Here is a 23068-nt window from a genome sequence, read left to right on the forward strand (position 1 = left end):
AGGGCAGCGCTCTATCCAGCTGAGCTATGGGTGCCGATGCGTCTTAGGTAGCGAAAGCGCGCGACAGTTGCAACGGGGTTTCTTTGCGATTAGCCGAAAAGCTCATGACAAAATTCGAGGGCTTCCACCAGCTTGTCCGCCTCTGCCTGCGTGTTGTACATCGCGAATGATGCACGGCAGGTCGCGCCAACGCCCAAACGCTCCATCAATGGCATGGCGCAATGTGTGCCCGCACGGACGGCAATGCCGCGCTTGTCCAAAATGGTAGAGATATCATGCGCATGGGCAGCACCTTGCAGGGTGAAACTGAAGATCGCCCCCTTGGACGCCGAATTTCCCTGCACATTTAACCAATTGAGTCCGGCAAGGCGGTCGCGGGTATAGTCACGCAATTGCGCCTCATGGGCAGCGATCGCCTCCATCCCGATGCCCATCATATAGTCAAGCGCGACACCCATCCCGATTTGTTGGATGATGCCCGGCGTTCCGGCCTCAAATTTCATGGGGGCATCGTTATAGATGACGGTATCGCGTGATACCTCACGGATCATATCGCCGCCGCCAAGGAAGGGGCGCATCTCTGCCATCCTATCACGCTGGATGAAGATCGCCCCGGAACCACTTGGGCCATATAACTTATGCCCTGTGATGGCATAGAAGTCGCACCCCATTGCAGCGACATCAACGGGCATATGCACCGCCGCCTGCGATCCATCCACCAAGCTTGCCACACCGCGCGCACGGGCCGCGTGGCAAATGCTGGCAACATCCACCACGGTGCCGGTGACATTCGACATCTGTGTGATCGCAACCAGTTTTGTGCGCGGGCCCATCGCATCAATCACGGCCTGCGGATCAAGATCGCCATTGGCATCGCAATCAACCCATTTCAGCACGACCCCAAGACGTTCGCGCAAGAAATGCCACGGCACAATATTGGCGTGATGCTCCAGAATCGACAAAACCACCTCATCGCCCGCTTTGAAACGGGGGGCAGCCCATGCGTAAGAGACCAGATTGATGGCCTCGGTGGTGCCAGAGGTAAAGACGATCTCATCCGCTGAGGGGGCGTTCAAAAACTGCGCGACTTTGCCGCGAACCGCCTCATACTTGTCAGTCGCAAGATTAGAAAGGTAGTGCAACCCACGGTGGACATTGGCATATTCATGCGCGTACCCAGTGGTGATGGCGTCGATGACCACCTGTGGCTTTTGCGCTGAGGCGCCATTATCCAGATACACCAAAGGCCTATCATTGACCTTACGCGACAGGATTGGAAAGTCTGCGCGGATTTTCTCGACGTCAAACATGGACTATACCCCTACCGCTGCAGCACCGAACAACAGCGTGAAAATAAAGGCCAGCACAAAGGTAAGGCAAACCAACGTTAAGATGATCCCCACAAAGGTCAGCGCCAGCGATGAAAACCCGTGCAGTTGCGCGACAAAATTCGTCAGCAACCACATAAACAAAACCAACCCAAGGATCCCCAACAGATCAGCAAGCGCGGGCACAAAGGCTTGGGCCACAAGCTGTACGACCTGTACGCAAAGCAGGATGAATTGAAGCCATGCCACCAGAATAACAGCACCCTCAAGCCGCCCTTTGCCCCTGCGCCACTGGCCGATGCGGTGAATGGCATGAACCGAAATCAACAGGATCACCCATTGCAAAACGGCAGTGCGCATGGGGCTTCCCATTGCGGCGCCCCAAAATTCCTGCGCCTCGATGGGCATCATCGCAAAGCTAATATGCGTCAGCAAGGTAGAGCCGATGGCCATCAGCATCAGCGCCATCCACCCGACCATGGGAGAGAACCCGAAGCTGAGCACCGCAGCGGCGGCAGCCCGTGGGGCCGACAGGGTTTCTTTTATCATCCGCATCAAGAATGTCGGGGTCAGTTCCATGATTTACCGTTCCGCCTCAATCAAATTGAGGATCCAAAAGCCAAGGAATGCCACAGCAGTGGCGATTGTGACAGCCGTTAACCCAGGCCCCGGCCCGATCATGCCTTTGATCAAACCTTGCAGCAACATCAAAGGGCTAACCACCACCAAGGCCCAAAACAGCGCAAGCCTTGCGCCATAGTGATCACCCTGCCCGCCCAAGGCACGCGCGATCCACCGGCCAATGGCGGCAAGCAGATACCAGACCGGCACAAAGGCCAAAATCCCCATCCCGATTGCAAACATCTGCGCCGCAAGCGGCATCTCGGGGTTATAAAAACTATTGCGGCTGGCAACCGGCCATTGCGCAATAAAAGCCACGATCATAAAGGCCACCAACAAAGAGAAGGCCCAAGGCTCGGACCGCCCGCGCGCAAGATGCGACCGCATCACCACGCGCGGACTGTGCCAAGACCGTACAATATCCGTGGTTACGGCCATGCCGGGCTATGCCCCCTCATGGCGCGAAAGCCAGTTTTCCATGCGAATACGGATATCTTCGGCCAAGACCTCATCCTCAATCTCAGCGACCGCCTCAGCCAGAAAGGCCAGGACGAGCAGGCTTTGCGCCACACGCTCCGGCACCCCGCGAGAGCGCAGATAAAACAAAGCCCCCTCATCAATCGCGCCCGAAGTCGACCCGTGCGAGCATTGCACATCGTCGGCGTAAATCTCCAGCTCTGGCTTGGCCAGAAACTGGGCGTCTTCATCCAGCAAAAGCGCTTGGCTGATCTGGTAGCCATCAGTTTTCTGGGCTCCGGCCTTGACCAAAATCTTGCCTTGGAACACACCAACCGCGCCGTTCTTCAGCACCTTTTTGAACACCTGACGGCTTTCGCAACGCTCTGCGTCATGGGTCACAAAGACCGTATCGTCATGATGGAAGGCACCGTCACCAATCGCGGCCCCTGCCACATGGGCAATGGCATCATCGCCGGTGAATTCGAGCACGGCTTCGTTGCGGGTCAAACGGCCGTTAGAGGTGAGGGTGAAACTTTTGAACGAAGACTCTTGCCCCAAACGCCCGAAAAGATGCGTCACGGCACGACGATCATGGTCGCGACCTTGCGTGCGGATGTGGTGAAAACGACCACCGTCAGCAACATCCACCTCCATCACCGAATTGAAGCGCGCTGCTGCCGGGCCATTTTCCAGAATGGTCAGCTCCGCACCAGATTCGACCTTGATGCAGTGATGCAAGATGGCGTCAGAATTGTCTGATTTATGGAGGTAAATCAGGGACACCGGCATTTCGGCTTTACCTGTCGCACGGATCAAAATACCATCGGTAGCAAAGGCGGTGTTGAGCGTGGCCAAAGGGCGCTGCACGGGCGTCTGCCCGCGCGTTTCCAATACACCATAGAAATCGCGCGCCCAATGCTGATCGGCAACGTCCGCCAAGCGTGAGATTTCAAGCCCCGCCATCTCCAGATCATCAGAGACATCGGCATCAAAAACCCCATCGACAAAAACAATGCGCAAACGGTCAATGCCGCTGAACACCATCTTTTCATCAGCCGCGACGAATGGCGGCGCAGTTGCCGCCTCTACCGCCGTCAGGCTGCTGGGGTCGGTGTAGCGCCAATATTCATCGCGCTTGCCCGGCAAACCCATCGCCGAAAGCCGTGTCAGCGCATCAGCCCGCACGGATGCAGACCAACCCTCGCGGCACAAATCAAGCCCGGCAATGCGCGCCGTAAGCGCGTCTTGTTTTGCTTGCAACTGGGCCATTATGCCACCTCGGTCAAAATATCCGCATAGCCGTTTTTTTCAACTTCCAGCGCCAGTTCAGGCCCACCGGTTTTGATAATCCGCCCATCAGCCATGATATGTACGAAATCAGGTTTAATGTGGTCCAGAAGCCGTTGATAATGCGTGATAACTAGGAAAGAACGACCCGCATCGCGCAGCGCGTTCACACCTTCGGAAACCAGTTTCATCGCATCCACGTCAAGACCGGAGTCGGTCTCATCCAAGATGCACATTTTGGGCTCAAGCATCGCCATTTGCAAAATCTCGTTGCGCTTTTTCTCACCGCCCGAGAAGCCCACATTGACCGGACGCTTCATCATTTCGGCATTAATTTGCAACGCCTTTGCCTTTTCGCGCACAATTTTCAGGAAGTCACCGGCCGAAAGCTCTTCTTCACCGCGGGCTTTGCGCTGTGCGTTCACCGCTGTGCGCAGGAAGGTCATGTTGCCTACGCCAGGAATTTCCACTGGATATTGGAACGCCAGAAACAGACCCGCCGCAGCGCGCTCTTCAGGATCCAGATCAAGCAATTCCACGCCTTCCAGCTTGGCTGAACCGTCCGTAACCTCATAGCCGCCCTTGCCCGAAAGCACATAGGAGAGCGTTGATTTACCAGAGCCGTTCGGCCCCATGATCGCATGGACGCTACCCGCTTCGATCGACAGGTTCACCCCTTTAAGGATGACTTTATCTTCTTCCTCAAGCTTCACGTGCAGGTTGTTGATTTCCAGCATTTTTTCCTCATTCTCATATTTAGTATACCGGCACTTTGTGCCAGGAAATTAACGGATGCGTGGTGATTAACCAACCGACCCTTCAAGCGAAATCGCGACCAAAGCCTGCGCTTCCATGGCAAACTCCATCGGCAAGGATTGCAGCACCTCTTTGCAGAACCCATTGACCACGAGGGCGACAGCCTCTTCCTCATCCATCCCGCGCGAGCGGCAATAGAACAGCTGGTCATCATCAACCTTGCTGGTTGTGGCCTCATGCTCCACCCGAGAGGAATTGTTCTTTACCTCGATATAGGGCACAGTATGCGCGCCGCATTTATCCCCGATCAGCAAACTGTCGCACTGGGTATAGTTGCGCGATTCCTTGGCTTTAGGGTGCATGCTTACCAAACCACGATAAGTGTTTTGCGCCCGTCCCGCCGAGATGCCCTTGGACACGATACGCGATTTAGTGCGCTTGCCCAGATGGATCATCTTGGTGCCGGTATCGGCCTGCTGGGCGTTATTGGCGATGGCGATGGAATAAAACTCGCCCTGCGAATCGTCGCCGCGCAGGATGCAGGACGGATATTTCCAAGTAATCGCCGAGCCGGTCTCAACCTGTGTCCACATCACTTTGGCACGATCGCCGCGGCAATCGGCACGTTTGGTCACAAAGTTATAGATGCCACCAACGCCGTTTTCATCGCCCGGATACCAGTTTTGAACCGTGGAATATTTCACCTCGGCATCTTCCATGATCACGATTTCGACCACCGCCGCATGCAGCTGGTTGGTGTCGCGCTTCGGTGCGGTGCAACCTTCAAGATATGAGACATAAGCACCCTTGTCGCAGATGATCAGCGTCCGCTCAAACTGGCCGGTGTTTTCTGCATTGATGCGGAAATAGGTCGACAGCTCCATCGGGCAGCGCGTCCCCGGCGGAATGTAGACAAAAGACCCATCCGAAAACACGGCCGAATTCAGTGTGGCAAAGAAGTTATCCGACTGTGGCACGACCGAACCGATATATTTTTGCACCAGTTCGGGATGCTCGCGAATAGCCTCCGAGATAGAGCAGAAAATCACCCCCGCCTTCATCAATTCGGCCTGAAAGGTTGTACCCAAAGACACCGAATCAAAGACCGCATCCACTGCAACCTTGCGCCCTTCGCTTGGCACGTCCCCAGCCCCTTCGACACCTGCAAGGATCATCTGCTCTTGCAGCGGAATGCCAAGTTTCTTGTATGTTGCCAACAGCTTGGGGTCCACGTCATCCAAGGACTTCGGCTTGTCTTCCATGCTTTTCGGCGAGGCGTAATAGTAGATGTCCTGATAGTCGATCTTGGGGTAATCCAACATCGCCCATTCCGGCTCTACCATCTCTTTCCAGCGCGCAAAGGCGGCCAGACGCCAGTCCAGCATCCACTGCGGCTCACGGTTCTTGGAGGAAATGAGGCGCACGATGTCCTCATTCACGCCTTTGGGCGCGAAATCCATCTCGATCTCGGTTTCCCAGCCGTATTTATATTTGCCCGCCATCGCCTCGACGGTTTCAACGGTTTCACGGTCCACGCCCTCGCGGACTTCGGTTTCAAGCTTTGGCATGGCTGTCATATCGCTTACTCCTTCGTCGGGGGCTTTCCCCGCTGTCATCTTTCAGGCGTGCCGCGCACGGTGCCTGTTGTATTGTTTTGTCCATGCGTCCGCAAACCGCAGAACCATGTCCTCTGTCACGCCCGGCCCGATAGAGATCCGGATAGCCGAGGCGGCAAGCGCCTCATCATATCCCATCGCTTTCAAAACCCGACTGGCGCGCACCTTGCCTGATGAACAGGCCGAACCCGCCGAGATGGCGAAACCGGCAAGATCCATCTGCATCACCTGCGTCTCCCCCTTCCATCCGGGGGCGATCAGGCACAACGTATTGGGCAGGCGCGTAACCTCTTTCCCGACAAAAATAGTATCTTTTGCTTGGGCAGACAATGCCCTTTCTAGAATATTTCTAAACTGGCCGATTTCCTCCCAAACCCCATTGGCCAGATCGCGCGCTGCCGCCTCTGCCGCAGCGCCAAAACCAGCGATGCCGATGATGTTTTCGGTGCCCGCACGCCGCCCCATTTCCTGACCGCCACCTTTGATTTGTGATTTCAGGTCAATACCTTGGCGCAAAGCCACAGCGCCGACGCCCTTGGGCCCGCCCAGCTTGTGCGCCGAAACCAGCCCTGCATCACATCCCAGCCAGTTAAAGGCCAAAGGAATCTTGCCAAAGGCCTGCGTCAAATCAGATACCGCCAGCCCTTGCGGCAAATCCTGCATCACGCCGGTTTCGGAATTGGCAATTTGTAACGTCGCCTGCTTGGGATCCGGTACCGAGACCTGCCCGTATTCATCGACCGCCAAATCAGCATTGCACCAACTGGTCACGGCGTCATGTTCAATATCCGCGCAATGCAAATCCCGCCCCGCGCAGGCAAGGGCCGCCCCTTCGGTGGCGGACCCGACAAAGACGATATCCGCGCCCTCTGCCCCCAAGGCCGCAGCCACCTGCCCGCGCGCCCGCTCAATCAAGGCTTTGGCCGCGCGCCCTTCGGCATGGACCGAGGACGGGTTGCCAACCACATCCATCGCAGCAATCATCGCCGCCCGCGCCTCGAGGCGCAAAGGCGTGGTCGCATTCCAGTCAAGATAGATTCGTGATGCCATACGCACCCCCTTTAGGCTGCCAAAAAGACCAAGACCCGCATGTCGGCCTTATTCCCCATCCACCACCCGAAATTCTTCATCAACGACCCGAAACAGCGCCGGAACCGCCGGACAGGGTTGCATTTCATTGCGGATCACATCCGACAGGCGGGTTTGGTGCAAGAACACATAGACATGCGCGGAAAGCCCCTCCCACAAACGGTTGCTCAGGGATTGTGCCCGACTGCCCGAAATCCCCCCCGAGGCACCCGCGCCCGAGTGCATGGCGCTGACAGTTTCATCCACCGCCTCCAATATCTCGCTGATCCGTACCTCCACGGCGGGGCGCGCCAGCCGGTAGCCGCCCCCGGGCCCGCGCACTGCCTCCACCAGACCGGCGCGGCGCAGCTTGACGAAAAGCTGTTCCAGATAGGGCAGGGAAATATCTTGCCGCTTGGAAATCTCGGACAGGGACACAAGCCCCTCCGGTCCCGGCTTTTGTGCCGACAACGCCAAATCAGTCAGCGCTACCATCGCATAGCGCCCTTTGGTCGAAAGTTTCATGTCTTAACCCCCGCTAAACATCGTGAAAGCCCGCTGAATTCGCGGTCCATTACACCTTGCGCATTGACCTGCACCACCCGTGCGCTTAACTCATCCCTAACCGCAGGCCAAGCCTTGGCCTGTTTTGAACCGTTCTAAATATGCGGGTTTGCTTTGTCCACCAAAGCCACCGCAGGAAAGTGACAAGGCCGACCCGATGCCCGAAGTAATTTTTGCCGGCCCCGAAGGCCGCCTCGAAGGACGCTACCACCCCCAAAAGCAGCGTGATGCCCCGATTGCCATCGTGCTGCATCCGCATCCACAATTTGGCGGAACGATGAACAACAAGGTCGTCTATAATCTGCATTACGCATTTTATAATATGGGCTTCACGGTTCTGCGCTTTAACTTTCGTGGCGTGGGCCGAAGCCAGGGCGAATACGATCAAGGTATTGGCGAGCTGTCTGATGCAGCATCTGCGCTGGATTACCTGCAATCGATGAACCAGAACTCCAAGCATTGCTGGGTTGCGGGCTTTTCCTTTGGGGCGTGGATCGGGATGCAACTTTTGATGCGTCGTCCTGAGATCACGGGCTTCATCTCGGTGGCACCGCCCGCGAATATGTATGACTTTTCCTTCCTTGCGCCCTGCCCTTCATCCGGACTGGTGATCAACGGCACCGCCGACAAGGTGGCCCCGCCCAAGGATACCGTGAACCTCGTCGGCAAGCTGCACGAGCAAAAAGGCATCACCGTTACCCATACCCAAATCGAAGGGGCGGATCACTTCTTCAAGGATGATGAAGCGCATATGAAGCCGATGCTTGATAATGTCTCGACCTACGTCAAGCGCCGCATCACTGAACAAACCAGATAGGCCGGGCAATGAGCATTGTCGAAGATCTGGGCGACGCCCTTGCCAAAACCACGTTGGAGGCGATGGATCATATCGACGACGATCGCTTTTTTGATAAGGTGGCGCAGGTGGTCGGGGCCTCCTCGCCCACCTTGCAAGAGGCCTTTATGACAGCCATCCGCGTGCGCCTTGCCGACCGGCGCGCCCGTGAATTTGTTAGCAAGGCGGTCGCATCCGCCAAGGCCGCCGAATGAACGATATGCTGGATGCCCAATTTGCTTTTCTGAATGAGGCGGACCGGCTGAAATCGGTCAACCGGGCCAATTGCCTGCTGGATGGGTCGCGCGATGAAAACAGCGCGGAACATTCCTGGCATGTGGCCCTTTGGGCGCTGGTATTTGCAGATTACGCCGCCCCCGACACGGATATTGGCCGGGTGATCGCGATGCTGCTTTTGCATGATCTGGTAGAGATTGACGCAGGCGACCATCCGATCCATCTGCCCAACGCCGGTCAGGCCGAGGCCGAGGAAAAAGCCGCGCGCCGTTTGTTCGGCCTGCTGCCCCCCACCCTTGGCACGTCAATGCGCCAGATCTGGGATGAGTTTGAGCAAGGCCAAAGCGCCGAGGCCCGTTTTGCCAAGCAGATCGACCACGCGCAGCCGCTGTTTCAGGTGCTTTGTGCGGCAGCGCCCCGCCCCGACCATCTGCAAATCGTGCACGACAACCTGACTGTGGGCCGCGCGGCAGATCTTTGCACCCGCTGGCCTGAAGCCTTTGGGGCGGCACAGGCCATGCTGGCGGGAGACAAGCCCACGGGATGCTTTGCGCAGACCCTTGCGTTTCTGGCCGAGGCGGATGCCCTGAAGTCGGTCGATCGCGCCACCACCCTCTGCGATGCCTCGCGCCCTGAAAATTCGGCCGAGCATTCGTGGCATATCGCGCTTTACGCCTTGATCCTTGCCGATCAAGCCGGTGCCGGTGTTGATGCCGCCCGCGTGATACAGATGCTATTGCTGCATGATCTGGTGGAAATTGATGTCGGCGATGTGCCGATCCATTCCGCCAACGGCACGGCGCACAGCTCTGCCACTGTGCAAGCAGATGAGGCGATGGCCGCCGCGCGGATTTTCGGCATGCTGCCCAACCCATTGGGCGATCAACTTCATGTGCTGTGGCAGGAGTTCGAGGCGACCCAAACCCCCAGCGCCCGCTTCGCCAAAAGCCTTGATCGGGTGCAGCCGGTGATCCAAAATATCCAATGCGGCGGCGGGACGTGGCAATCGTATAATGTGAGCTTTGCGCAGCTCCAATCACGGGTTGGCGACAAAATTGCCGACGGTGCGCCGCGTCTTTGGCCCTATGTCCGCACCCGCGCAGCACCGTTTTTCCAGTAATCCGCCGCCGCGCGGTATACAATTGCATACCGCCCTAGCCAAGCCAGATATTATACGCTAAACAGTTGCCAAATCCGAATCCATTCAAACCAAAGAGGGCCATATGTCCAAGATCAAAGTCGCAAACCCCGTTGTCGAGCTTGACGGCGATGAAATGACCCGGATCATCTGGGATTTTATCAAGCAAAAGCTGATCCTGCCCTATCTGGACATCGACCTGAAGTATTACGATCTGGGTATCGAAGAGCGTGACCGCACCGACGACCAGATCACGATTGACGCAGCCCATGCGATCAAGAAATACGGCGTTGGCGTTAAATGTGCGACCATCACCCCTGATGAGCAGCGCGTTGAGGAATTCGGTCTCAAGCAAATGTGGCGCAGCCCGAACGGCACGATCCGCAACATCCTTGGCGGCGTTATCTTCCGTGAGCCGATCATCTGCAAAAACGTGCCGCGTCTGGTTCCCGGCTGGACCCAGCCTATCGTCGTTGGCCGTCACGCCTTTGGCGACCAGTACCGCGCAACCGACTTCCGTTTCCCCGGCAAGGGCAAGCTTACGATCAAATTCGTCGGTGATGATGGCGAAGTGATCGAGCGCGAAGTGTTCGATGCACCCGGCGCCGGTGTCACTATGGCGATGTACAACCTCGACGAATCGATCATTGATTTCGCACGTGCGTCGATGAACTACGGTCTTGTCAAAGGCTGGCCGGTTTACCTGTCGACCAAGAACACCATCCTCAAGGCCTATGACGGCCGCTTCAAGGATCTGTTCCAGCAAGTGTTCGACGAGGAATTCGCGGATAAATTCAAAGCAGCGGGCATCACATATGAGCACCGCCTGATCGACGACATGGTCGCATCTGCGATGAAATGGTCCGGCGGTTATGTCTGGGCTTGTAAAAACTATGACGGCGACGTGCAGTCCGATACGGTTGCACAAGGCTTCGGCTCGCTTGGTTTGATGACCTCTGTGCTGATGACGCCCGATGGCGACACGGTTGAGGCAGAGGCTGCGCACGGCACTGTGACCCGCCACTACCGTCAGCATCAGGCCGGCAAAGAGACCTCGACCAACTCTATCGCGTCGATCTTTGCGTGGACCGGTGGTTTGAAGCACCGCGCCAAGCTGGACAACAACGACGCGCTGGCAAAATTTGCGGCAACTTTGGAAAAAGTCACCGTCGATTGCGTCGAGGATGGTCACATGACCAAAGACCTCGCGCTGCTGGTTGGCCCCGATCAGAAATGGTTGACCACGATGGGCTATCTGGAAAAAGTTGACGAGTATCTAAGCAAAGCCTTGAAGGTCTAATCCCTTCAACTTGGCCAAAAACTATGCGAAAGATCCGGGGGCGGTATATGCCCTCGGATCTTTTTTCGTTCTGAAACACCGGTGATCCTATGACAGATCCTAATCGCCACAGCCTGACCGAGGATGCCCAAGGCCTTGCCTTTGGCGCAGGCATGGCCGCTTTTGGCATCATTATCCTGACGCATCTGGGCCTTGTGACCGGGCAAACGGCGGGGCTGGCGGTGCTTATTTCCTATGCCACAGGCTGGGGGTTCGGGCCGGTGTTCTTTGCGATCAACATCCCGTTTTACTGGATCGGCTACAAACGTATGGGGCGGCTTTTCACCCTCAAAACCTTCATCGCGGTCGGGGCGATGTCGGTGCTGACCATGTTTATGCCAAACTGGGTCAGCTTTGAGATGTTGAACCCGATCTTTGGGGCCGTGCTGTTTGGCGCTGTTTCCGGCGTCGCGCTGATTGTCCTGTTTCGCCACGGGGCCAGCCTTGGCGGTATTGGCATCGTTGCCCTGCTCCTCCAAGAGCGCACGGGCTTTCGCGCGGGCTATACCCAGCTTATCTTTGACGCAGGTCTTTTCATGATTGCGCTGTTTTTGCGCGATGTGCCAACGGTGGCCATATCCGCGCTTGGCGCGTTGATCGTGAACCTGATTATCGCCATCAACCACCGCCGCGACCGTTATATTGCGACTTGAGGGCCCTTTTTAGGGGTGATTTCCATCTAAGGGGTGGCGTTTACCGCGTATGTGCTGTAACGCCACGCCAACCCGAAATGATTTGAAAAAGAGACACCTCCGATGGAGCTTCGCAACATTGCCATTATCGCCCACGTCGACCATGGCAAGACCACCCTTGTCGACGAGCTGCTGAAACAATCCGGCACCTACCGCGACAACCAAGCCACGACCGAGCGCGTGATGGACAGCAATGACATCGAACGCGAGCGCGGGATCACCATCCTTGCCAAAGCGACGAGCGTTGAATGGGGCGGAATGCGGATCAACATCGTTGACACCCCCGGTCACGCCGATTTCGGTGGTGAAGTTGAACGTATCCTGAATATGGTTGACGGTGTTGTCTTGCTGGTCGATGCCGCCGAAGGCCCGATGCCACAAACCAAATTCGTGACATCCAAGGCGTTGGCGCTTGGGCTGCGTCCGATTGTGGTGCTCAACAAGGTTGATAAGGCCGATGCCGAACCCGACCGCGCATTGGACGAGTGTTTTGACCTTTTCGCCAACCTTGGTGCAGATGACAATCAACTCGATTTCCCACATCTTTACGCCTCGGGCCGCGCTGGTTGGGCCGATACCGAACTTGACGGCCCCCGCAAGGATTTGCAGGCCCTGTTTGAACTGATCGTCAAACATGTGCCTGCCCCCACGCAGGTCGCCAAAGCCGCCGAGCCTTTCAAGATGCTGGCCACAACCTTGTCCGCAGACCCGTTCATCGGCCGTATTCTGACCGGTCGTGTCGAATCCGGTACGTTGACAACCGGCGCACAGATCAAGGCGATCTCGCGCACGGGCGAACGGATTGAGACCTTCCGCGCCACCAAGATCCTTGCATTCCGCGGTATCGGCCAGCAGCCGATCGATGAGGCCGTTGCAGGCGATATCGTCACCATTGCCGGCATGACCAAGGCGACCGTTGCCGATACCCTTTGCGATATGTCCGTTGAAGACGCGATTGAGGCACAGCCAATCGATCCGCCAACCATCACTGTCACCTTCGGGATCAACGACAGCCCGCTGGCCGGCAAGGACGGCTCCAAGGTGCAATCGCGCATCATCCGCAAACGTCTGATGGATGAGGCCGAGACCAACGTCGCGATCAAAATCGCCGACACCCCCGGCGGCGAGGCCTTTGAGGTTTCCGGCCGCGGTGAGCTTCAGATGGGTGTGTTGATCGAAAACATGCGCCGCGAAGGGTTCGAGCTGTCGATCTCTCGTCCTCGCGTTATCTTCAAGGAAGAAGACGGCGTGCGGATGGAACCGGTAGAAGAAGTCACCATCGATGTGGATGACGAATATTCCGGCGCGGTTATCGAAAAGCTGACGGGTGAGCGCAAAGGCGATCTGGTCGAGATGAAACCTGCAGGCGTCGGTAAAACGCGCATCGTGGCCCATGTGCCATCGCGCGGCTTGATCGGCTATCACGGGCAGTTCCTGACCGATACACGCGGCACCGGCATTCTTAACCGGCTGTTCCACGGTTGGACCCCGCATAAAGGCCCGATCCAAGGCCGCCGTCAGGGTGTTCTGATTTCGATGGAGAACGGGACTTCCGTCTCCTACGCCTTGTGGAAACTAGAAGATCGCGGCAAGTTCTTTATCGGCGCACAGGAAGCTGTTTATCAGGGCATGATCCTTGGCGAACACTCCCGTGAAAATGATCTGGAAATCAACCCTCTCAAGGGTAAGCAGTTGACGAACGTACGCGCCAGCGGCACCGATGAAGCGGTGCGTCTGACAACTCCGGTTCGGATGTCGCTTGAGGAATCCATCGCCTATATCGCAGATGATGAATTGGTCGAAGTGACGCCAAAAAACATCCGTCTGCGCAAGCGCTACCTCGACCCGCATGAACGTAAGCGCCAATCCCGCTCGGCCGATTAATAAAAAGCCCGCTCAGTTGAGCGGGCTTTTTCATTTTCTAAAGGTCGTTACAACCCCATCGCCGCGCTTAGGTAGCTGTCCAAGCTCCCTAGCTCTGCGTCCGTAAGCGCCCGGTTGATGCAAATGGCATGAACCAGTTGGGCCGTGCATTGGTATCCGAGCGAACTTCCCGATGTTGCACCAACATGGATGTCGCCGTTTTGGATGCTGGTGGTCGCCGTGCTACGCAAATGGTCAACGCCGTTCAGCCTGCCCAATTGCCGCCACCCATTGGTGTTGGCTGGATCATATCCCATTATCGCGACATTGCCGACGGTGTGATTGTTGCCGGTATACTCTTGGTTGGCGCCGCCCAACCCAAAGCGAACCGTTGCCGTTCCCCTTTGCTGAACATACCACCTAGGGTTAGCAGCAGAAGAGCCGCAGAGCACGCCGCTTACACTCGCCGTGCTGCGATATGCCACAATCATGGTGGATGTCGGGCCGTTGACAAAACCACTCACGAATTGCTGCGCATTATTCCCCAGAAAATCCGCATAGCCCGAAGCATACCATTTGGGTGCCGGACCACCTGTTACCGCACCATGATGCCCGTTGTCGGACTTGTCCTGAATGCCGTAGATTTCCTGCCCGTTCGCAGCAAGGCTGCTGCGCGCGGCATCCTGAAATACCGCCGCACCATCCGTGAAGTCATACCAGAACCCGTCATCCGCCGAGAGGAACAGATCCTTCGGACTATAGCCTGCCGCATCGGGCTTGCTCCAGCTTGCGCCTGCCCCAACCCACAACCTTTGCGCCTCTGACGGGCCGACCCATATACGCCGGGCATCGCGCATGTTGATCAGCGGCCCGCTCATTTCAGAACCGTGATCTGAAGCGGGGTTGCTGCTGCGGCAAAGGCGATGGCGGCAACCTCGTCGGTGAACTCGTGAACGGTAACCGATTGCCCGTCACTGCCATCTGCCCCCGCAGGTCCGGGAACTGTGCTGGCTGCACCATCATCGCCCTTGGGGCCAACCAAAGATGCCAGCCAATCAGCCGCCGAGCCGACATAGCCCCCCGCAACTGCAACCTCATAGGAAGAAAGCCCGTCAGCACCCTGCGGGCCTTGCGGGCCGGTCGGAAGAATCGGCAACGGCTCATCAGCGAAACGGGCCGAGGCTGTTACCTTGATCATGTACTTATGCGTCGTGATATCTTGCTCACCACGCCGGATACCGATCTGGAAACCCATATGGGTGCCGGTCTCAAAACGGTCATCCCATTCGATACGCCCGATAATCTCACCAGCCTCGGCATCGCCTTTGGTCAGGGTCAGGCTGTCCAACAGATCGGCATGAGGCTCAAACGCGTAAACCGTCCAATCCGTCAGATCAAAGCGGGAGCCGTCCGTGGCAGGCCAGAAGCGGGTAAAATCAACATCGCTGCCGCGCATCATTGTGATAATTTCTGTCATTGTGTTGCCTCTGCTTTTGTCAAGATTTCGTCAATCGCGCCGATCTTTTCATTCGCCGCTCTCAGCCCGGCATTGAGCCGGATCATGCACACCCCTGCCCGTGCCAACGTGTCTCCGGACGGGCAGCGGACAATCACCGCCTGCCGCAGATCGGCCGACACTTGCGGCACGGTGTAGACGGTGCGCCGCTCTTCACCGCAAGCGGTCAAGAATATCGCGCAGATAGTCAGGTAATGGCGCATCAGCCCCCTCCATTGTCATAACCGCAGCTTCATCTTCGGCGGCCTTTGCGGCGGCGACCTGTATCCGGTCGATATAGGCCCGATGCACCGCTGCCGCCTGTGCAGCATGGTTCAGACGTTGCTCTGCCGTGGTAAGTTCTGCGCGCAAAACATCGGCCACGCTCTGCGCGGAATCACGTTGGCCCGACACCCAAAACAGGGACGCGCCCAAGCCAAGGCAGCCCATCAGCGTCGCAATCAGGGCATAGCGTGTCATACTGCAACGCTCTCACGGGTAATCTGGCCGATGTTTTCCTCCACCAGCCAACGGAGCCGGTCACCAACCGTCACCGGATCGCCGGTTGCCTTCATGCCGGGCAGCCAGGCAATATCCCACTTGCCGCGCTGCCAGACGTTCAGGGTCGGTTGTACCTCCGCATGGGTCAGAACTGTCTTGCGCGTCACCCGGATTTTATAGGTCAGCGCAAGCTCTGCCACCAAATCGGTAAAGGCTGCCAGTTGAACCGGGGTGATCGGGAAAGCCCCGGCATCAAAGGGCCGTTCGCGTGCGCCTAGCATCGCCGCCATCGCCACACCAATCGAGCCGGTATTAAGCCCCCGGGTATGTGCCGCATAACGACCGCCGCCAATCACCCGGTTCGCCTCGGGTCGCAGATCGCCCTCAATCACAGTGCCGTCGCCGGCCACGATGAAATGGTAATGCGCACGGTCCAGTGCCGATACGTTATACGTGCCGGCCGTCCAATGCAGGATAATGCGTTTCATCTCTTCAGGTCCTTCCGGTCATTCGTCCAAGCAGAGCGGACCTGAAACATCGCCCGCTGCGATTGAAATTCCGGAAATGCACCGTACGCTGCCCCCAGCAGCCGTCAGCCCATGACAAAAGAAAGGATGCCTTCGGTAGGCTCAGCTCATCGCGCCGACGGCGGTGCCACCCGAGGTCCATGATCGCAGCAACATCAGGATGTCATCCGCGAAAAACGGTCGGAACAAGACGGGCCAGCCACCCTCTGCCGCTTGTTGTTCCGCAATATCCCCCAGCAAAACAACACGGCCCAAATGACGATCCAGCCTTTCGGCCAAAGCCGATGCTGCGAAATCCGAATGTCCGGCCTCAACAAAAGCAAGCATTACCGGCTTGGCCCCATCCAGTAGCGTGCAAGCCTCTTCGATATCACGCGCAACGATGATCAGCGCGAAGGGCATGAAATCGCGGATCGTTGCGGAGAGGTCACCGGCAATCAGGAAATCACCGTGAACGATGATCACGGTGGCACGGGATTGATCTATCGATACCTCAAATGCCATGGCAGATCCCCTTTTCCAAAAAGGGATGATGGAACCAAACCCGCAGTTGCGCATTAAACTATGACATAGGACATAGGATGACGTTTAAAAGGTAGATCATGGCCCACACCAAATGCAGCGCGTGCCCGCTGCGCGTAAAGGACATCTTTGTGCCCTTCACCAGCGATGAGATCGCCTTCATGCAATCCTTCAAAAAAGGAGAGCTGGAAGTCGAGGCAGGCACAACCGTCTTGATGGAAGGCTCCAGCAGCCCGCAGCTTTACACAGTGTTGAGCGGCATGGGTACACGGTATAAAACACTGGAAAACGGGCGGCGGCAGGTTATCAATTTTCTGTTTCCGGGTGATTTTTCAGGACTACAAGCCAGCTTGATGGGCGAGATGAAGCACTCGGTAGAGGCCTCTACCCATATGCGGTTATGCGTTTTCAAGCGAGAGGATATCTGGACCTTGTTCCGCGCCCATCCCGAACGCGCCTATGACCTGACATGGATATCTGCGGTTGAGGAGCATTTCCTTGGTGAAACATTGGCCTCGATCGGTCAAAGAGATGCGGCACAGCGGATTGCATGGGCCTTTGTTCGCATGTTTGAACGCCTGCGCGCCGTCGGTATGACGCGGGAAAATACTGTTCCCCTACCATTTCGCCAACGCGATCTTGCCGATGCTTTGGGCCTGTCGCTGGTTCATACCAATAAAACGCTGCAAAAACTTCGCAGCTTAAACCTTGCACATTGGATGGAGGGGGAGCTGACGATCAACAATCTTGCAACCCTTGCCGACCTCGCGATGATTGATCTGGAAAAGCCTGCGCGGCGCCCGATTATGTAAACGGAGCGTGTGCGGTGACCTTGGGCTATTCCGTGGTCGGGGCCTGGGCAGAGACCGCGCAATACTCACCCGCATCGCTTTCAGCTTTGCAATTGCCAGCCTCGACAGGACGCAGCTTGAAACCGTCTTCAATCGCATCGCCCTGCACTGTCACGTGATACTGCCAGCGCCTATCGGCGTCGGCGTGGTCATGCCCGTAGGGGGTAAAGGTGAAATCCGTATCGCCACAGCGTACCGCCTCAATCTTGGTGCCTGCATCTGTCAGGATTCCCGAGACAACCTCGGCCCGGGCCTTGCATCCCTCCATCGTATCGGCCTGCGTGAACGCGATATGCAGCGTTCCCGCCTCGCCCATGGTCAAGACGATGAGTGCGATCTTCAGCATGGTTTTTCCTCTTTGCGAACAACAAAAAGCAGCCAACCCCGGTCAGAGGTTGGCTGCGTCTTTTAAGCGTGCAGATCCAGCACCAATTCCAACCCCAATTCCCCAAACCCGTTGAATCGGGTGTTGGTCACCGTGGAATAGGCCCCCATGCCGTGGATAAGCAGGAAATCCCCTTCGGCCAGATCATCGGGCAGCATCAGCTCTCCGGGCAAACGGTCAACCGAATCGCAAGTCGGGCCAAAGACGATGCGCGCGATGGGATCGCCGGTCCGCGGCTGGCCATCGGGGGCCTGAACCTCGGTGCGGTCAATGACACCAATCATCGGAAGCTCGGTCAAACTGCCATAGACACCATCGTTCAAAAACACATGCGCATCATCGCGCAGCGCCTTGACGCGGGTTGCCACCGTAAAGGCATCACCGCACAGGCCGCGGCCCGGCTCACAGACCAAAAGCGGGCGTTTGTCGCCAAAGGCTTCGGTTGCAACACGGTCGATCATCTCAAAAATCGCATCCAGATCGGGGGTGACCGCGTTCAAACGGTGGTTCGGAAATCCGCCCCCCACATTCAACCGCGCAATGGTCACGCCCGCTTCCTCGGCAATCTCGGCTGCGGTGCGGATGTAGGTTTCCCAAGCGGCAGGCTCTGTACATTGCGTACCGGGGTGGAAGGTGAGCGAGGGCACAAAACCGGCCTTCGCCACGGTTTTAAGCAGCTCTACCGCCAGCTCTGTCGTAGCACCAAATTTCGCGCCAAAGTTATAGGCCGCGCCGCCCACCGGCAGCTTGAAGCGCACGGTGATCTCGGTTCCCTCGGCAGGAACTGCTTCGATCAGCTTGGCCAGCTCTGACACAGAATCAACGGAATAGGATTTCACGCCCAGCCCCACCGCCACCTGAATTTCCGAGCGAGAGCGCACGGGGTTATTATAGTGCAAGGCTGCATCCGGGCACAGGCGACGGATCAACTGCATCTCAAAGGGAGAAGCCACGTCAAAGCCGCGCAAACCGGCCTCTGACAGGTTTTGAACCACCTCTTCCATCGGGTTGGACTTGACCGCATAGGTCACCATGCCGGGAAAGCTGTCAATAAACTTGCGTGCCATCGCCTTCAGCGCGGAAGGTGCAAAAAAGAGCACCGGATTTTCAGGTTGAACCGTCGACAAATATTCTGTCGGGTTGGTCCAGATTGTTTTCGAGTGTCCCATCAGCGTTCCTTTCCGCATTGGTCATGGCGTAAACACCTGTCCCATCCCTTCAGGGAAATCAAGCGCCCGCATGGTTTAATAAAACCAGGCCAGGTGCGTATGAGCCGCCCTTTTCCTGAAAACAAGAATAGGCTATTTGGGCTACAATTTCACCGATTAAAACTGTATAAACATATGAACTTATCGTCATAATGACGAAACAATCGGGCATAATGTATGGATGATCTAGATAGACACATAATCGGGCTCTTGGGGGCCGATGCGCGGATATCGGTGGCCACGCTGGCGCGCAGGCTAAAGGTTGCGCGCTCTACCATTCAGGCGCGGCTGGAGCGGCTGGAAACCAATGGCACCATTGCGGGCTATACGCTCAAGCTTGGGGATGCGGGGCGTCAGGGCCGACTGCGCGCCTCGGTCCTGCTGATGATCGAGCCGCGCACACAGGCCGCCTGCCTGACGCGCCTGCGCGCCATCGCCGAGGTGGAGCGGGTCTTTACCACCTCTGGCCGTTTCGATTTGTTGCTGGAACTGAGCGCGCCGAATACCCAAGTCCTGGATCAAGTGCTGGATCAGATCGGCTCTATGGCCGGGGTGAAGTCTTCGGAAAGCTTGATCCACCTCGCCACAAAAATTGATCGCGCTGTCTAGGGCATCTGCATCGAAACCGCGCTTCCCCTTGGCACGCGGGCGCGGTAGAACAACCCAAATGCCGAAAAGGAAGCCCAAGATGCCGATGGAAAAAACCTTCAACGCCGCCGAGGCCGAGGCCCGTATCGCTGCCAAATGGGAGGCCGATGGCGCCTTCCGCGCCGGCGCAAATGCCAGCCGCGATGAAACCTTCTGCATCATGATCCCGCCGCCCAATGTGACTGGCTCTTTGCATGTGGGCCACGCCTTCAATAACACCATTCAGGATATTTTGGTGCGCTGGAAGCGGATGCAGGGCTATGACACCCTATGGCAGCCGGGTCAGGACCATGCAGGCATCGCGACCCAGCTTGTGGTCGAACGACAGATGGCTGCGGATGGCCTGCCCACGCGTGCCGAAATGGGCCGCCCCGCCTTTCTGGAAAAAGTGTGGGAATGGAAAGAGCAGTCCGGCGACACCATCATTAACCAGCTCAAACGTCTTGGCGCGTCTTGTGATTGGGAACGCAACGCCTTCACGATGGATGAAGGCTTCCACGATGCCGTGATCAAAGTCTTTGTGGAGATGTATAACAAGGGCCAGATTTATCGCGGCAAGCGTCTGGTCAACTGGGACCCCCATTTTGAAACCGCCATTTCCGATCTCGAGGTCGAGAATGTCGAAGTTGCGGGCCATATGTGGCACTTCAAATACCCGCTGGCCGGCGGGGAAACCTATGAATATGTCCAACGTGATGAGGATGGAAATGTGACCCTGCGCGAGATGCGCGACTATATTTCCATCGCCACCACACGGCCCGAAACCATGCTGGGGGATGGCGCTGTTGCCGTTCATCCATCGGATGAACGTTACGCGTCAATCGTTGGAAAACTATGCGAAATTCCGGTTGGCCCTAAGGCACAGCGTCGCTTGATCCCGATCATCACCGATGAATACCCCGACAAGAACTTTGGTTCCGGTGCGGTGAAAATTACCGGCGCGCATGACTTTAACGACTACGGCGTGGCACAGCGCAACGGCATCCCGCTTTACGCGCTGATGGATACCAAGGCCCGCATGCGCACCGACGGGCTGCCCTATGCCGAAGCCGCCGAAATCGCCAAGAGTATTGCCGAGGGCGGTGAGGCACCAGCCGACACCACCCATATCAACCTCGTCCCCGAGGATTACCGCGGCCTCGACCGGTTCGAGGCCCGCAAGAAGGTGATCGCCGACATCACCGCCGAAGGGCTTGCCGTGACCGAACTGGTCAAAAGCATCGACCCCGAAACCAACTCAGAACATCTGGAGAAGGTGGCGGTTGTTGAGGACAAGCCGATCATGCAGCCCTTTGGCGACCGCTCCAAGGTGGTGATTGAACCGATGCTGACCGATCAATGGTTCGTCGATACCGCAAAAATCGTGCAACCCGCACTGGATGCCGTGCGTGAGGGGCGGACCAAGATCATGCCGGAATCGGGTGAAAAGGTCTATTTCCACTGGCTAGATAATATTGAACCATGGTGCATTTCCCGCCAGCTGTGGTGGGGGCATCAGATCCCGGTTTGGTACGGTCTCGACCTTGGCTATGAGGGCAAGCTGGAGGATGACGGCGCATTGGATGAGGTCGACCTGCTCGGGCTGCTCTTGCCTGACGGAATGCTGCAAAACGGCACCGTGATGCATTGTGCGCCCTCATTCGAGGATGTGAAGAACGGCTTCTTTGACGATAATGCCGATATTCCCGCCCCGCTCAACAATGCGCGCATCATAGAGGTCGCCAATAAACACGAGGCGGTAGAGACCCTCGCCGCAAGTCTGGCCGAATATAACGTCAGCCAGGACCCAACCCATCTGGTCTATCCGGTTTGGCGCGACCCCGACGTGCTCGACACTTGGTTCTCGTCAGGTCTCTGGCCCATCGGCACATTAGGATGGCCCAATAACACACCGGAATTACAGAAGTACTTCCCGACAAACACCCTCGTCACTGGTCAGGACATCCTGTTCTTCTGGGTTGCCCGCATGATGATGATGCAGCTTGCCGTGGTCGGTCAGGAACCTTTCGACACCGTCTATCTCCACCAGTTGGTGCGCGATGAGAAGGGTGAGAAGATGTCGAAAACCCGCGGCAATGTGATTGACCCGCTGGTGATCGTCGATGAATACGGCGCCGACGCCTTGCGCTTTACCATGGCGCAGATGGCGGCGATGGGCGGTGTGCTCAAACTGTCCGAAGACCGCATCAAAGGCTATCGCAACTTTGGCACAAAACTTTGGAATGCCTGCCGTTTTGCCGAGATGAACGGCGTTTGGGAAGGTCACGCCACCAGCGCGGCCCCTGCCGCCGAGGCCCGCGTGAACCGCTGGATCATCGCCGAGGCCGCCAAGACCCGCGCCGATGTCGATGCCGCGTTGGAGGCCTATAAGTTCAACGATGCCGCCAATGCGCTCTATGCCTTTGTCTGGGGGAAGGTCTGCGATTGGTATGTTGAATTTGCCAAGCCGCTGTTTGATGGCGATCAGGCCGAGGAGACCCGCAAGACAATGGCTTGGGTGCTTGATCAATGCATGATCATGCTGCATCCGATCATGCCCTTCATCACCGAGGAACTTTGGGCCACCACCGGCACCCGCGCCAAGCCGCTTGTTCACACCGATTGGCCGACCTATGGCACAGAGCTGATCGATGCGGACGCGCTGCGCGAAATGAACTGGGTCACTGGTCTGATTGATGATATCCGCTCGGCGCGTGCGCAAATGCATGTGCCTGCCGGTTTGAAGGTCGAATTGCTTTGCGTCGGTCTGGATGAAAACGCCAAGGCGGCACTAGCGGCGAATGAGGCGCTGATCTTCCGTCTTGCACGGATCGAAACCGCGCAAGAGGCAGCACAGGTTCCAAAAGGGGCGATCACCGTTGCCGCCGAGGGCGCGACCTTTGCCATCCCGCTAGAGGGGTTGATTGACATCGCCGAAGAACGCGCGCGCCTGTCGAAAACGCTGGAAAAGCTGGAAAAGGATATGGGCGGGCTGCGTGGCCGTTTGAATAACCCCAAATTCGTGGCCAGCGCCAAGCCCGAAGTGGTTGAGGAAACCCGCGAAAAGCTGGCCTTGGGTGAAGAGGAAATCACCAAGATCCAAGCCGCCTTGGCGCGCCTTGCCGAAATGGAATAGGGCCTCACCCAAC

The 23068-nt window shown here is 57.1% G+C and carries 25 protein-coding genes; 9 read left to right on the top strand and 16 right to left on the bottom strand.

All coding sequences use genetic code 11. The features are described 5' to 3' along the window. Positions 1-89: 89 nt before the first annotated feature. The 8 genes from EOK75_RS14035 to iscR form a co-directional block, all read right to left on the bottom strand. Positions 90-1310 carry a cysteine desulfurase gene (locus EOK75_RS14035; protein ID WP_137194726.1) on the bottom strand — a complete coding sequence of 407 codons (1221 nt, stop codon included), beginning with the start codon at positions 1308-1310 and terminating at the stop codon, positions 90-92. A gap of 3 nt (positions 1311-1313) precedes the next feature. Continuing rightward, the gene (locus EOK75_RS14040; RefSeq protein WP_137194727.1) at positions 1314-1907 is read right to left on the bottom strand and encodes a Yip1 family protein; all 594 of its coding nucleotides are present in this window, start codon (positions 1905-1907) and stop codon (positions 1314-1316) included. Between the two features lie 3 nt (positions 1908-1910). Next, positions 1911-2387, bottom strand: coding sequence for a YIP1 family protein (locus tag EOK75_RS14045; protein ID WP_168199254.1), 477 nt, complete (start codon positions 2385-2387; stop codon positions 1911-1913). A gap of 6 nt (positions 2388-2393) precedes the next feature. Next, on the bottom strand, positions 2394-3677 hold the full coding sequence (sufD, locus tag EOK75_RS14050) for a Fe-S cluster assembly protein SufD (protein WP_137194729.1): 1284 nt from the start codon (positions 3675-3677) through the stop codon (positions 2394-2396). Beyond that, complete coding sequence (gene sufC, locus EOK75_RS14055; RefSeq protein ID WP_137194730.1) at positions 3677-4432, bottom strand: Fe-S cluster assembly ATPase SufC; 756 nt, start codon at positions 4430-4432, stop codon at positions 3677-3679. Before sufC ends, sufD begins: the two co-directional genes overlap by 1 nt. Before the next feature lie 66 nt (positions 4433-4498). Next, a complete protein-coding gene (sufB, locus tag EOK75_RS14060) occupies positions 4499-6019 on the bottom strand; it encodes a Fe-S cluster assembly protein SufB (protein WP_420821955.1) in 1521 nt (506 codons plus the stop codon). A 51-nt stretch (positions 6020-6070) separates the two neighbouring features. Then, positions 6071-7117 carry a cysteine desulfurase family protein gene (locus EOK75_RS14065; protein ID WP_137194732.1) on the bottom strand — a complete coding sequence of 349 codons (1047 nt, stop codon included), beginning with the start codon at positions 7115-7117 and terminating at the stop codon, positions 6071-6073. A gap of 48 nt (positions 7118-7165) precedes the next feature. Next, positions 7166-7660: a Fe-S cluster assembly transcriptional regulator IscR gene (gene iscR / locus EOK75_RS14070; RefSeq protein ID WP_137194733.1), complete on the bottom strand. Its 495-nt coding sequence runs from the start codon at positions 7658-7660 to the stop codon at positions 7166-7168. 196 nt (positions 7661-7856) lie between these two features. Between iscR and EOK75_RS14075 the strand changes: the two genes are divergently transcribed. The 6 genes from EOK75_RS14075 to typA all read left to right on the top strand — a co-directional run bounded on the left by EOK75_RS14075 (position 7857) and on the right by typA (position 13824). After that, positions 7857-8516 carry an alpha/beta hydrolase gene (locus EOK75_RS14075; protein WP_137194734.1) on the top strand — a complete coding sequence of 220 codons (660 nt, stop codon included), beginning with the start codon at positions 7857-7859 and terminating at the stop codon, positions 8514-8516. An 8-nt stretch (positions 8517-8524) separates the two neighbouring features. Next, entirely contained in the window at positions 8525-8749 is a 225-nt protein-coding gene (locus tag EOK75_RS14080) for a hypothetical protein (RefSeq protein ID WP_137194735.1), read from the top strand. Next, positions 8746-9891 (top strand): HD domain-containing protein, encoded by a 1146-nt coding sequence (locus EOK75_RS14085; RefSeq protein ID WP_137194736.1) that lies wholly within the window; start codon positions 8746-8748, stop codon positions 9889-9891. Before EOK75_RS14080 ends, EOK75_RS14085 begins: the two co-directional genes overlap by 4 nt. A 103-nt stretch (positions 9892-9994) precedes the next feature. Then, entirely contained in the window at positions 9995-11209 is a 1215-nt protein-coding gene (locus EOK75_RS14090) for an NADP-dependent isocitrate dehydrogenase (protein WP_137194737.1), read from the top strand. An 89-nt stretch (positions 11210-11298) separates the two neighbouring features. After that, positions 11299-11901: a YitT family protein gene (locus tag EOK75_RS14095; RefSeq protein ID WP_137194738.1), complete on the top strand. Its 603-nt coding sequence runs from the start codon at positions 11299-11301 to the stop codon at positions 11899-11901. Between the two features lie 102 nt (positions 11902-12003). Further along, positions 12004-13824: a translational GTPase TypA gene (gene typA / locus EOK75_RS14100; RefSeq protein WP_137194739.1), complete on the top strand. Its 1821-nt coding sequence runs from the start codon at positions 12004-12006 to the stop codon at positions 13822-13824. A 47-nt stretch (positions 13825-13871) separates the two neighbouring features. Here typA and EOK75_RS14105 read toward each other — a convergent pair whose 3' ends face one another. From EOK75_RS14105 to EOK75_RS14130, 6 genes are all read right to left on the bottom strand, one after another. Next, positions 13872-14681: a hypothetical protein gene (locus EOK75_RS14105; RefSeq protein ID WP_137194740.1), complete on the bottom strand. Its 810-nt coding sequence runs from the start codon at positions 14679-14681 to the stop codon at positions 13872-13874. Continuing rightward, positions 14678-15280 carry a hypothetical protein gene (locus tag EOK75_RS14110; RefSeq protein ID WP_137194741.1) on the bottom strand — a complete coding sequence of 201 codons (603 nt, stop codon included), beginning with the start codon at positions 15278-15280 and terminating at the stop codon, positions 14678-14680. Before EOK75_RS14110 ends, EOK75_RS14105 begins: the two co-directional genes overlap by 4 nt. Then, the gene (locus EOK75_RS14115; RefSeq protein ID WP_137194742.1) at positions 15277-15522 is read right to left on the bottom strand and encodes a hypothetical protein; all 246 of its coding nucleotides are present in this window, start codon (positions 15520-15522) and stop codon (positions 15277-15279) included. The genes EOK75_RS14110 and EOK75_RS14115 overlap by 4 nt, the downstream gene beginning before the upstream one ends. Further along, on the bottom strand, positions 15473-15778 hold the full coding sequence (locus EOK75_RS14120) for a hypothetical protein (RefSeq protein ID WP_137194743.1): 306 nt from the start codon (positions 15776-15778) through the stop codon (positions 15473-15475). Before EOK75_RS14120 ends, EOK75_RS14115 begins: the two co-directional genes overlap by 50 nt. Next, complete coding sequence (locus EOK75_RS14125) at positions 15775-16287, bottom strand: peptidoglycan recognition protein family protein (protein ID WP_137194744.1); 513 nt, start codon at positions 16285-16287, stop codon at positions 15775-15777. The genes EOK75_RS14120 and EOK75_RS14125 overlap by 4 nt, the downstream gene beginning before the upstream one ends. Before the next feature lie 141 nt (positions 16288-16428). Further along, positions 16429-16830 carry a response regulator gene (locus EOK75_RS14130; protein ID WP_137194745.1) on the bottom strand — a complete coding sequence of 134 codons (402 nt, stop codon included), beginning with the start codon at positions 16828-16830 and terminating at the stop codon, positions 16429-16431. A 98-nt stretch (positions 16831-16928) separates the two neighbouring features. Here EOK75_RS14130 and EOK75_RS14135 point away from each other — a divergent pair, with 98 nt between their 5' ends. Next, a complete protein-coding gene (locus tag EOK75_RS14135) occupies positions 16929-17660 on the top strand; it encodes a Crp/Fnr family transcriptional regulator (RefSeq protein ID WP_137194746.1) in 732 nt (243 codons plus the stop codon). A 25-nt stretch (positions 17661-17685) separates the two neighbouring features. Here EOK75_RS14135 and EOK75_RS14140 read toward each other — a convergent pair whose 3' ends face one another. Further along, on the bottom strand, positions 17686-18045 hold the full coding sequence (locus EOK75_RS14140; RefSeq protein WP_137194747.1) for a hypothetical protein: 360 nt from the start codon (positions 18043-18045) through the stop codon (positions 17686-17688). 62 nt (positions 18046-18107) lie between these two features. Further along, positions 18108-19253: a type III PLP-dependent enzyme gene (locus EOK75_RS14145; protein WP_137194748.1), complete on the bottom strand. Its 1146-nt coding sequence runs from the start codon at positions 19251-19253 to the stop codon at positions 18108-18110. Between the two features lie 216 nt (positions 19254-19469). On the opposite strand from EOK75_RS14145, the gene EOK75_RS14150 reads away from it, so the two are divergent. Together EOK75_RS14150 and EOK75_RS14155 are read left to right on the top strand one after the other, a co-directional pair. Next, positions 19470-19901, top strand: a complete 432-nt coding sequence (locus tag EOK75_RS14150; RefSeq protein ID WP_137194749.1) for an Lrp/AsnC family transcriptional regulator — start codon at positions 19470-19472, stop codon at positions 19899-19901. Between the two features lie 79 nt (positions 19902-19980). Next, positions 19981-23055, top strand: coding sequence for a valine--tRNA ligase (locus EOK75_RS14155; RefSeq protein WP_137194750.1), 3075 nt, complete (start codon positions 19981-19983; stop codon positions 23053-23055). The last annotated feature ends 13 nt before the right edge of the window (positions 23056-23068 follow it).

Origin of the sequence: Pseudorhodobacter turbinis (assembly GCF_005234135.1) — a bacterium.
Taxonomy (GTDB): Bacteria; Pseudomonadota; Alphaproteobacteria; order Rhodobacterales; family Rhodobacteraceae; genus Pseudorhodobacter; species Pseudorhodobacter turbinis.

Coding starts and splice junctions, on each gene's coding strand:
- EOK75_RS14145 (WP_137194748.1), bottom strand. CDS start 19,253: ATGGGACACTCGAAAACAATCTGGACCAACCCGACAGAATATTTGTCG.
- EOK75_RS14085 (WP_137194736.1), top strand. CDS start 8,746: ATGAACGATATGCTGGATGCCCAATTTGCTTTTCTGAATGAGGCGGAC.
- sufD (WP_137194729.1), bottom strand. CDS start 3,677: ATGGCCCAGTTGCAAGCAAAACAAGACGCGCTTACGGCGCGCATTGCC.
- EOK75_RS14115 (WP_137194742.1), bottom strand. CDS start 15,522: ATGCGCCATTACCTGACTATCTGCGCGATATTCTTGACCGCTTGCGGT.
- sufC (WP_137194730.1), bottom strand. CDS start 4,432: ATGCTGGAAATCAACAACCTGCACGTGAAGCTTGAGGAAGAAGATAAA.
- EOK75_RS14090 (WP_137194737.1), top strand. CDS start 9,995: ATGTCCAAGATCAAAGTCGCAAACCCCGTTGTCGAGCTTGACGGCGAT.
- EOK75_RS14150 (WP_137194749.1), top strand. CDS start 19,470: ATGGATGATCTAGATAGACACATAATCGGGCTCTTGGGGGCCGATGCG.
- EOK75_RS14075 (WP_137194734.1), top strand. CDS start 7,857: ATGCCCGAAGTAATTTTTGCCGGCCCCGAAGGCCGCCTCGAAGGACGC.
- EOK75_RS14040 (WP_137194727.1), bottom strand. CDS start 1,907: ATGGAACTGACCCCGACATTCTTGATGCGGATGATAAAAGAAACCCTG.
- EOK75_RS14105 (WP_137194740.1), bottom strand. CDS start 14,681: ATGAGCGGGCCGCTGATCAACATGCGCGATGCCCGGCGTATATGGGTC.
- EOK75_RS14035 (WP_137194726.1), bottom strand. CDS start 1,310: ATGTTTGACGTCGAGAAAATCCGCGCAGACTTTCCAATCCTGTCGCGT.
- EOK75_RS14125 (WP_137194744.1), bottom strand. CDS start 16,287: ATGAAACGCATTATCCTGCATTGGACGGCCGGCACGTATAACGTATCG.
- EOK75_RS14140 (WP_137194747.1), bottom strand. CDS start 18,045: ATGCTGAAGATCGCACTCATCGTCTTGACCATGGGCGAGGCGGGAACG.
- EOK75_RS14135 (WP_137194746.1), top strand. CDS start 16,929: ATGGCCCACACCAAATGCAGCGCGTGCCCGCTGCGCGTAAAGGACATC.
- EOK75_RS14130 (WP_137194745.1), bottom strand. CDS start 16,830: ATGGCATTTGAGGTATCGATAGATCAATCCCGTGCCACCGTGATCATC.
- EOK75_RS14110 (WP_137194741.1), bottom strand. CDS start 15,280: ATGACAGAAATTATCACAATGATGCGCGGCAGCGATGTTGATTTTACC.
- EOK75_RS14065 (WP_137194732.1), bottom strand. CDS start 7,117: ATGGCATCACGAATCTATCTTGACTGGAATGCGACCACGCCTTTGCGC.
- typA (WP_137194739.1), top strand. CDS start 12,004: ATGGAGCTTCGCAACATTGCCATTATCGCCCACGTCGACCATGGCAAG.
- EOK75_RS14045 (WP_168199254.1), bottom strand. CDS start 2,387: ATGGCCGTAACCACGGATATTGTACGGTCTTGGCACAGTCCGCGCGTG.
- EOK75_RS14095 (WP_137194738.1), top strand. CDS start 11,299: ATGACAGATCCTAATCGCCACAGCCTGACCGAGGATGCCCAAGGCCTT.
- EOK75_RS14155 (WP_137194750.1), top strand. CDS start 19,981: ATGCCGATGGAAAAAACCTTCAACGCCGCCGAGGCCGAGGCCCGTATC.
- EOK75_RS14120 (WP_137194743.1), bottom strand. CDS start 15,778: ATGACACGCTATGCCCTGATTGCGACGCTGATGGGCTGCCTTGGCTTG.
- iscR (WP_137194733.1), bottom strand. CDS start 7,660: ATGAAACTTTCGACCAAAGGGCGCTATGCGATGGTAGCGCTGACTGAT.
- EOK75_RS14080 (WP_137194735.1), top strand. CDS start 8,525: ATGAGCATTGTCGAAGATCTGGGCGACGCCCTTGCCAAAACCACGTTG.
- sufB (WP_420821955.1), bottom strand. CDS start 6,019: ATGCCAAAGCTTGAAACCGAAGTCCGCGAGGGCGTGGACCGTGAAACC.